Raw genomic sequence first — 7,015 nt, 5'->3', positions numbered from 1 at the left:
CCTGGTGCGCGACATGTACCTCTTCCAGGTGAAGTCGCCACAGGAGTCCAAGAGCAAGGACGACATCTACAAGCTGCTGGCCACCGTGCCGGGCGACGAGGCCTATCGTCCGCTCAAGGACGGCAAGTGCCCGTATATCAAATGATCGATCTGGTCACTCGACCGGGGAAAGGGCGCCGTCGGCGCCCTTTTTCATTTATGCCAGCCGCGGAAGCGGCGGCTGCGTCCGGCGGGCCGCCGGACACCGCATCATAGATGACGTTTCTCTCGCTTTCGCCTCACTTGAGGACGTGCGGAAAGTATTTTTCGTCCCACTCGTCGGTCCTCAAATAAACCTTGCCCCACTCAAGCACCCGGTCGTCTTCGCGATAGGCCTTAGTGGCGACTTCAAGTTCTCCGGTGGGTGCAGGGCCCAGATGAAAGTGCTCGTTCTCGATTGTCTGCGCTTGCAGCTTCTGGACAAGCAGGTCACGCCCTTCAGGATTGAGCCACATCTCAAACAGCCCTTCGGCAGCCAAATTTAAAGTGATACGGGGTGGTGCCATGAAGATTTCCTCCCAGCCTGGGCGCTCGGTTGCGTAGGCCGAACATATCTATTCGGCACGAGGTCCGCTGTGGGTCAATCTCTGACGAACCGATTGACGTTTTCCAATGTCCGGAGACCAGCCGGAAGCAGACACGGCGGGCCAGGCTTTATGGGTTTTGAGCCTAGTACCGATTTTTCATTGACGACTTACAACAACGAGATGGCCGGGGTCCCGGCATCGTTCGGGATGGCGGTGCGCGGCGCCGCCATGTGCCACCCGACAGCATGCAACTCACGCAGGGAGTGCGGCGTGGTCGCCTGAGGGGGCGTTTCAAACAGCGTGCCCCATCGAAGCGTCGCAGGAATGTTGGGCGGTGTTTCTATCGCGGCCCCGACATAGATCCTTTGGCCGACGCGGCGACTTGGCGGCCGCGAGATTGTCGTGCCCTTGGCCTTCATGGATCTCAACAGGCCCACCAGCATGTCGGCGCATGCCGTGCAAGGACTATGACTGATCTCGATATCGACACTCGTGAAGTCGCGGCCCCGCATGAACTCGAAGAATTGCGCCTCGGCGTGACTGCGATTCCCATATCGACGCAGGTCGGATGCTTCACCTGTGTTCCAGGTGACGATCTCCATTGCGCCCGACCCGTCGATCCAGGTCGGCAGCACCGTGCCGCCCGGTATCCCGGCGCCGCGGTCCAAGGCCGGCAGGTCGCGGATCCCGACTCCGAGCGCCGGTGTGACCCTTGCGACCATGGTGACGATGCGGCCGGGCGGCTGCGCCGAGCATCGACGCAAGGCGTCGTGCAGCCTGGGTAGGCGGCGATCCACTGCCATGGCTCGTCTCCTCGAGGATGGTGCAATTTTAGCTGCGGCAGGCCGGATGGTTTGTGATGGATGCCACAGACCGGGCCTCCATCGCGGCAGACCATCAGCTTCATGAAGGGCTTCCTGAGGGCACTGCTTTTCGGCGCAGGCCTATCCTTCGCCCTTATCGCACTTGTTCCGATTGTCTTCTGGCTGGCGCCGGAAATTGCCCCACCGGCAGACAGGACTTGGGCCGTCGGTGCCAGCTCTGCATTCGCACTGTTTGCAGCAGCTATGGCCATAAGGTGGGCCAGGCGGTTGCCCGCGAGCTCATGGCTGGTCGCCATCGTCGGATGGATCGTCGGGTTCAACCTGGCCATCTTCATCGTCGAAATCGCGTTCATTGCTCTTCTGTCGGGCCGATGAATCGGCTGCTGGCGAGGCGGCATTCGAACTGGCAAGCTCGCACGCGAAGAACCGTGGAAGGTCGCGGATGAAGCTTTGCGCGCTTCGACTGGTCGCAGCCGTTCTTTGCCTGCTGCTCGCCGCTCAACTCGCGGCGGCCGGCGATCGTTTCCCCGGGGCCGCCTGGGAGCGTGTCGACCCCGAGACCACCGGTTGGTCGAGGGACAAGCTCGCGAAGGCGGAGCAATGGTCGCAGCACATCGGCTCGATCGCGGTGATGGTCGTGCATCGCGGAGCCGTTGTTGCCGAATGGGGCGACACGTCCGCCACGACGCCGCTCGCTTCCGTGCGCAAGAGCCTGCTCAGCGCGCTGATCGGCATTGCGGTCGAGCGCGGCGAGATCAGGCTGTGGCAGCCGATCGGCGGACTCGGCATCGACGACAACGAGCCGTCGCTGACGGCCGAGGAAAAGAGCGCCACGGTGCGCGACCTCCTGATGGCGCGATCGGGCATCTATCACGCCACCCTGTACGAAACGGCGGCGATGGCGGCGCAGCGCCCGCGCCGCTACAGCCACAAGCCGGGCAGCTTCTGGTACTACAACAACTGGGATTTCAACGCGCTCGGCACGATCTATGAGCACGCGGTGCGCTCGTCGATCTTCGATGCCTTCGAGCGCGAGATTGCCCGGCCGATCGGCATGCAGGACTACCGGCCGTCCGACGGCGAGTATTTCACGGGCGCATCATCGGTCCATCCGGCTTATCCCATCAAAATGAGCGCCCGCGATCTTGCCCGCTTCGCCCTGCTCTACCTCCACAAGGGCCGCTGGCAGGATCGCCAGGTCGTCCCCGCGCAATGGGTCGAGGAGAGCACGCAGCCCTACTCGCGCTCCGAGTACGGCCCCGGCTACGGTTACCTGTGGTGGACCGGCCCGTTCGACGGCGGCTTTGCGCCTTCGGTCGAGCCACCCCAAGGCACCTTTTTTGCCCAGGGCGCTGGCGGTCAGTATGCCTTTGTCATCCCGGGCTACGACCTGGTCGTCGTTCGTCGTGGCCCCCACGTGGATGGCGGCGCGAGCTACAGGGAGATCGGCCGGCTGTTGTGGCTCGTGCTCGATGCTGGCGGCTTTCGCGACATCGGGCCGGATGCGTCGATCGCCGCGGCATGGACTGCGCCCGCCACGGGCGAGACGCTCCAGCGGATCCTGCCGGGCAAGACCTTGATCTATGGCGAGACGGCAAGCCAGGGCCCCTACCGGATCAGGCTCAATGCCGACGGCAGCGCCGTCGTTCTGCGGGGACGCGAGCTGACCGAGCTCGACACCGGCTCCTGGAGTGTCCGCGACGGCCAGCTCTGCCGGGCCTGGAAGAAGCTCGGGTCCCAGTGCTCCGCCGTCATCAGCGACGGCGCGAAAATACAGCTGTTCGATCGCGCCGGCCTGATGACGATCGACGGGCGCTTCGCCGATGATTGATCGATGGAGAGGGACTATGCGCGGTCGCATGCCAATGGTTGCTTACATCGTCGCAGCATTTCTGAGTGCCGTGACGTCCGTGGCGACGATCATCCAGCCTCAGTGGTTCGAGCTCCTGTTCGACGAAGCACCGGACGACGGCGATGGAAGCCTCGAGACCATCGTTGCCGTTGTCGTTGCAGCATTGGCCTGCGTCGCCTTCGCCCTGTTGGCTCGGCGAGAATGGCGGAGCGCGCGGCTCGCCCGCGGGACGGCGCCGGAAACCCGGGCCTGATCGCGATATCGTTGTTGCCGATACCAGCCTCCAGTGTCATGGGCCCGTATGACCTTGCGGCTGAACTTTGGCTTGCGCGCGCTTGATGGAGAACGCCAGTCGAGCCAGATCCGCGCCAGAACCGTGAAAGCGCGCGCGCCCGTCGATGTCTTCGATTTCAATGATCCGCTGTGGGTGAGGGCCGACGGCTTTGACCCAAAGGATGCGGTACCGGCCGTCGCAAATGAAACAGCTCTCGATCACTTGCGCCATGTGTCTTCCTCCCTTCGCCCGCCGAGGACGCGAACAGCCAGCGCGCTGCGCCACAGCGAGCCCAACTTCAGAGCCGCTTACCGCCCTCCACCTTCACGGACGACGAACCTCGCGACTTCGATGTCATCCTCCGAATAGAAACCCCGATCCAGGCCGATCCGGACCTGGTCGACAAATTCGTCTTCACCCGGACGGTCCTGGCATTCAATGACGACGGGATAGGAGCCTTTCAGGGTATCCCTGATAAAGACGTCGACAATCCTCCTCACCGGACCACTCCATTCGACAAGGGGCACCGCACAGCAATCGGTCCAGGGGACGCCCTCACCAATCTTGCGCGACCCCGAACGCAAACCCCCGCACCGGCGGGAGCTCTGCAGGGACTGCGTTCCCGTCCCAACGCGAATGCTGCTCAGGAGCAGGGGGATGGGCCGGGAGGGCCGGTACAGCCGATTGCGCATCCTCATCGCCGACTCGCCACCGCAGGACTGCCCTGATGCCTGCAATGGTCAGCGCCACCGAGCGGCCCTCGTGTACATTGAGCAAGCCGGCGGCCTGGGCGACCTCCAAGGCCCGCTTGAACTGATCATCGTGCATCCCTGCGCGTTTCACGGTGTCGCCAATCCACCGCCATGGCAGCGGCTCGTGCAGGGTGTCCTCGTAGAGAGCGCAGGCGAACCGCATGGCCAGGCTGTAGTCCACCTTTGGCATCGCGGACTGTCCGCACACGCGGCTCGCTCGCTTCATCTGTGCTTCCGGAGCCTTGGAAGGGCACGGCTTGGACGTGGGCGGCTTGGGCGTGGGCGGAAGGGGAGCCGGCAGCAAACAGGTCCTGCCCTTCGCATCCTTTCCCAGCCTGGGCACGTCGCCCAGGAAGGCCTGCAAGGCTTCGTTGGACGGCGGCACCCACTTCTGGTCGGGCAGCTGCTGTTCCACGTATGCGGCCAGGATCTGGCCGTCCGAGCTGTATTCGACGAACATTCTGGTCCCCCAATCCCGGCCTGCACGGGCCATCCCAAAACGACTTCGCCGTCACAACCTGCAGGCTGGTCCGGCCCCACCCGTGACGCCGTCACGAAATCGAGCCGTCGAGACGCGCGCGCGAGCACGCGCGTTGCCTACCGAATGGTTGTCACGAACACCCCAAGAGCCTGTTGCCGTTCGCCCTACCCAAAGCCACCGGCAACCGCGCCTCAATTAGCTTTCAGGGGTGCGTGCGGACAATCTTACTTTGACGACCTGGCCGCTGGGTCGCGAATTGTACGTCGGCTTTAGCCCCGACTGGCCGAAACGCAGCCTGCGTAGCGCCTCATCGTCGGCTTGTTCACCGGGGCGTCGACGCCCGAGAGACAGCTTGTTCGCGCCACTTGTACATTCCGTACCACTCCTGTCTCATGCGCCCAGGAGGATTCAAGACTTGACCGACCAGCAGCCGCGCCCCCTCAAAGGCGCATGGGGCATGACCGCCCTCCTCCTCCTGTTCATGCTGATCAACTTCGCCGACAAGGTGGTGGTCGGGCTGGCCGCCCAGCCGATCATGGCCGACCTGAAGCTCAGCCCCGAGCAGTTCGGCCTGCTGGGCTCGTCGTTCTTCTTCCTGTTTGCGATCTCCGGCGTCGTGGTCGGCTTCATCACCAATCGCGTCCAGACCCGCCACACGCTCCTGGTCATGGCGATCATCTGGTCGGTCGTGCAGTTCCCCATGCTGGGCACGGTCACGCTCGAGATGCTGATCGCCTGCCGGATCATCCTGGGCGCGGGCGAAGGGCCGGCCGCGCCAGTCGCCCTGCACTCCATCTACAAGTGGTTCCCCGACCAGCTGCGCGGCATGCCGACGGCGATCATCGCCCAGGGCTCGGCGCTGGGCGTCATCATCGCCGTGCCGACGCTCAACTGGATCATCGTCAACTATTCCTGGCACTGGGCGTTCGGCGCGCTCGGCATCGCCGGCCTTTGCTGGGTGGTGCTCTGGCTGATCTTCGGCCGCGAAGGCACGCTGGTCGACCAGCCGGCCCACGTCGCCGAGGGCATGGTCGAGCGCGTGCCCTACCGCCGCCTGCTGACCTGCCCCAGCATCGTCGCCGCCTGCTGTGCGGGCTTCGCCAGCTACTGGGGACTGGCGCTCGGCCTCACCTGGTTCACCTCCTACCTGGTCGACGGCCTGGGCTACAGCCAGACGGTGGGCGGCAACCTCACCATCCTGCCCTGGATCTTCGGCATGTGCGTGGTGCTGGCCGGCGGCTGGCTCTCGCAGCGCCTCAAGAAGGCCGGCGTCTCGAGTCGCCTCAGCCGCGGCGTTCTCGCCGCCTCCACCGTGGCCCTGGGCGGCTGCATCCTGCCCTTCGTCGGCAGCATGCCGACGCCCGGCCTCAAGGTGGCGTTCCTGGTGGTCGGCGCCGCCATCGGCAGCTCCATCTACGTGGTGACGCCGATGATCGTGAGCGAACTGACGCCGCAGCCCCAGCGCGCCGCCATGCTCGCGATCACCTCCTCGATCATCACGCTGGCCGGCGTCATCGCGCCGCTCGCCATGGGCGCCACCATCCAGAACGCGTCCTCGCCGGTCGTAGGCTACGAGCAGGGCTACGTCATCCTGGGCGGGCTCTTGCTGGCGGGCGGCATCATCGGGCTGCTGTTCATCCGGCCCGAAGCCGACCGGGCGCGGCTTGCGGCGCATACCGTCATGCTGCCGGTCGCGGTGCCGGCGCGCGCTTGACTAGAGGGCCGCTCAGACGGCGGCCAGCGGGTCGGGACCGTAGTCGTTCGGGCCGGGCGTGCCGCGCAGGAAGCCGCATTCGATCAGGTACCAAAGTCCGCCGATGACCGGCACGAAGACGATCAGCACCCACCAGCCGCTCTTGTTGCGGTCGTGGTAGCGCTTGATCGCGACGGCGACCGAGATCCAGGTTGCGATCACGACAAAAGCAAGGATCACGATACTGGCAACCGGCCCCATGGCCGCTGCGATCTTTTCGGGATCGCCTGACATTGCCGCTCCGCCCAGGATCACAGCGAACAGGATCACCTCGATGACGGCGATTCCGAGTGCGACCAGCCAGAACTTGGCGCGGTTGGCACGACCCTGAACGCTGAACAGAAGATTTGACATTTTGCCGTCTCCGCCGTTGCCCGAGATGGCGCCGACCTTACCGGGCTGCAGGGACGGCGACTGTGCCGTTTCTCACATCCGTTCAGCAGCCGCCCGTGTACGAGTCGAGACTACCGTCCAGGCTTGCGAGCGCATCATCATGGCCCGCACCCCATTGTT

General features: G+C 64.6%; 9 protein-coding genes and 1 pseudogene. 5 read left to right on the top strand and 5 right to left on the bottom strand.

The genetic code is table 11. The features are described 5' to 3' along the window. A pseudogene (locus RSO01_RS49060) lies at positions 1–145 on the top strand (ABC transporter substrate-binding protein); the annotation flags it as partial. A gap of 133 nt (positions 146–278) precedes the next feature. Here RSO01_RS49060 and RSO01_RS27305 read toward each other — a convergent pair. Beyond that, positions 279–545, bottom strand: a complete 267-nt coding sequence (locus RSO01_RS27305) for a hypothetical protein (protein WP_246158852.1) — start codon at positions 543–545, stop codon at positions 279–281. Between the two features lie 188 nt (positions 546–733). Beyond that, the gene (locus RSO01_RS27300; RefSeq protein WP_170303395.1) at positions 734–1,288 is read right to left on the bottom strand and encodes a hypothetical protein; all 555 of its coding nucleotides are present in this window, start codon (positions 1,286–1,288) and stop codon (positions 734–736) included. A 183-nt stretch (positions 1,289–1,471) separates the two neighbouring features. Between RSO01_RS27300 and RSO01_RS27295 the strand changes: the two genes are divergently transcribed. The 3 genes from RSO01_RS27295 to RSO01_RS27285 all read left to right on the top strand — a co-directional run bounded on the left by RSO01_RS27295 (position 1,472) and on the right by RSO01_RS27285 (position 3,495). Next, on the top strand, positions 1,472–1,765 hold the full coding sequence (locus RSO01_RS27295; protein WP_147153418.1) for a hypothetical protein: 294 nt from the start codon (positions 1,472–1,474) through the stop codon (positions 1,763–1,765). Between the two features lie 67 nt (positions 1,766–1,832). Continuing rightward, positions 1,833–3,221 (top strand): serine hydrolase domain-containing protein, encoded by a 1,389-nt coding sequence (locus tag RSO01_RS27290; RefSeq protein ID WP_147153416.1) that lies wholly within the window; start codon positions 1,833–1,835, stop codon positions 3,219–3,221. Positions 3,222–3,249: 28 nt separating this feature from the next. Continuing rightward, positions 3,250–3,495, top strand: a complete 246-nt coding sequence (locus RSO01_RS27285; protein WP_147153414.1) for an ABC transporter permease — start codon at positions 3,250–3,252, stop codon at positions 3,493–3,495. 36 nt (positions 3,496–3,531) lie between these two features. Here the strand turns inward: RSO01_RS27285 and RSO01_RS27280 are convergent, their stop codons facing one another. Both RSO01_RS27280 and RSO01_RS27275 read right to left on the bottom strand, forming a co-directional pair. Further along, on the bottom strand, positions 3,532–3,747 hold the full coding sequence (locus tag RSO01_RS27280; RefSeq protein WP_147153412.1) for a hypothetical protein: 216 nt from the start codon (positions 3,745–3,747) through the stop codon (positions 3,532–3,534). Positions 3,748–4,071: 324 nt separating this feature from the next. Then, positions 4,072–4,728: a hypothetical protein gene (locus RSO01_RS27275; RefSeq protein WP_147153410.1), complete on the bottom strand. Its 657-nt coding sequence runs from the start codon at positions 4,726–4,728 to the stop codon at positions 4,072–4,074. 478 nt (positions 4,729–5,206) lie between these two features. Here RSO01_RS27275 and RSO01_RS27270 point away from each other — a divergent pair, with 478 nt between their 5' ends. After that, positions 5,207–6,463: an MFS transporter gene (locus tag RSO01_RS27270; RefSeq protein ID WP_147153408.1), complete on the top strand. Its 1,257-nt coding sequence runs from the start codon at positions 5,207–5,209 to the stop codon at positions 6,461–6,463. A gap of 12 nt (positions 6,464–6,475) precedes the next feature. Here the strand turns inward: RSO01_RS27270 and RSO01_RS27265 are convergent, their stop codons facing one another. Next, the gene (locus RSO01_RS27265; RefSeq protein ID WP_147153406.1) at positions 6,476–6,856 is read right to left on the bottom strand and encodes a DUF805 domain-containing protein; all 381 of its coding nucleotides are present in this window, start codon (positions 6,854–6,856) and stop codon (positions 6,476–6,478) included. Between the last annotated feature and the right edge of the window lie 159 nt (positions 6,857–7,015).

Origin of the sequence: Reyranella soli (assembly GCF_007992495.1) — a bacterium.
Classification (GTDB): Bacteria; Pseudomonadota; Alphaproteobacteria; order Reyranellales; family Reyranellaceae; genus Reyranella; species Reyranella soli.
This window is presented reverse-complemented; position numbering and strand designations above follow the sequence as displayed.

Excerpts from the sequence above, each read along its gene's own strand:
- RSO01_RS27305 (WP_246158852.1), bottom strand. The coding sequence starts at position 545 with ATGGCACCACCCCGTATCACTTTAAATTTGGCTGCCGAAGGGCTGTTT.
- RSO01_RS27300 (WP_170303395.1), bottom strand. The coding sequence starts at position 1,288 with ATGGTCGCAAGGGTCACACCGGCGCTCGGAGTCGGGATCCGCGACCTG.
- RSO01_RS27295 (WP_147153418.1), top strand. The coding sequence starts at position 1,472 with ATGAAGGGCTTCCTGAGGGCACTGCTTTTCGGCGCAGGCCTATCCTTC.
- RSO01_RS27290 (WP_147153416.1), top strand. The coding sequence starts at position 1,833 with ATGAAGCTTTGCGCGCTTCGACTGGTCGCAGCCGTTCTTTGCCTGCTG.
- RSO01_RS27285 (WP_147153414.1), top strand. The coding sequence starts at position 3,250 with ATGCCAATGGTTGCTTACATCGTCGCAGCATTTCTGAGTGCCGTGACG.
- RSO01_RS27280 (WP_147153412.1), bottom strand. The coding sequence starts at position 3,747 with ATGGCGCAAGTGATCGAGAGCTGTTTCATTTGCGACGGCCGGTACCGC.
- RSO01_RS27275 (WP_147153410.1), bottom strand. The coding sequence starts at position 4,728 with ATGTTCGTCGAATACAGCTCGGACGGCCAGATCCTGGCCGCATACGTG.
- RSO01_RS27270 (WP_147153408.1), top strand. The coding sequence starts at position 5,207 with ATGACCGCCCTCCTCCTCCTGTTCATGCTGATCAACTTCGCCGACAAG.
- RSO01_RS27265 (WP_147153406.1), bottom strand. The coding sequence starts at position 6,856 with ATGTCAAATCTTCTGTTCAGCGTTCAGGGTCGTGCCAACCGCGCCAAG.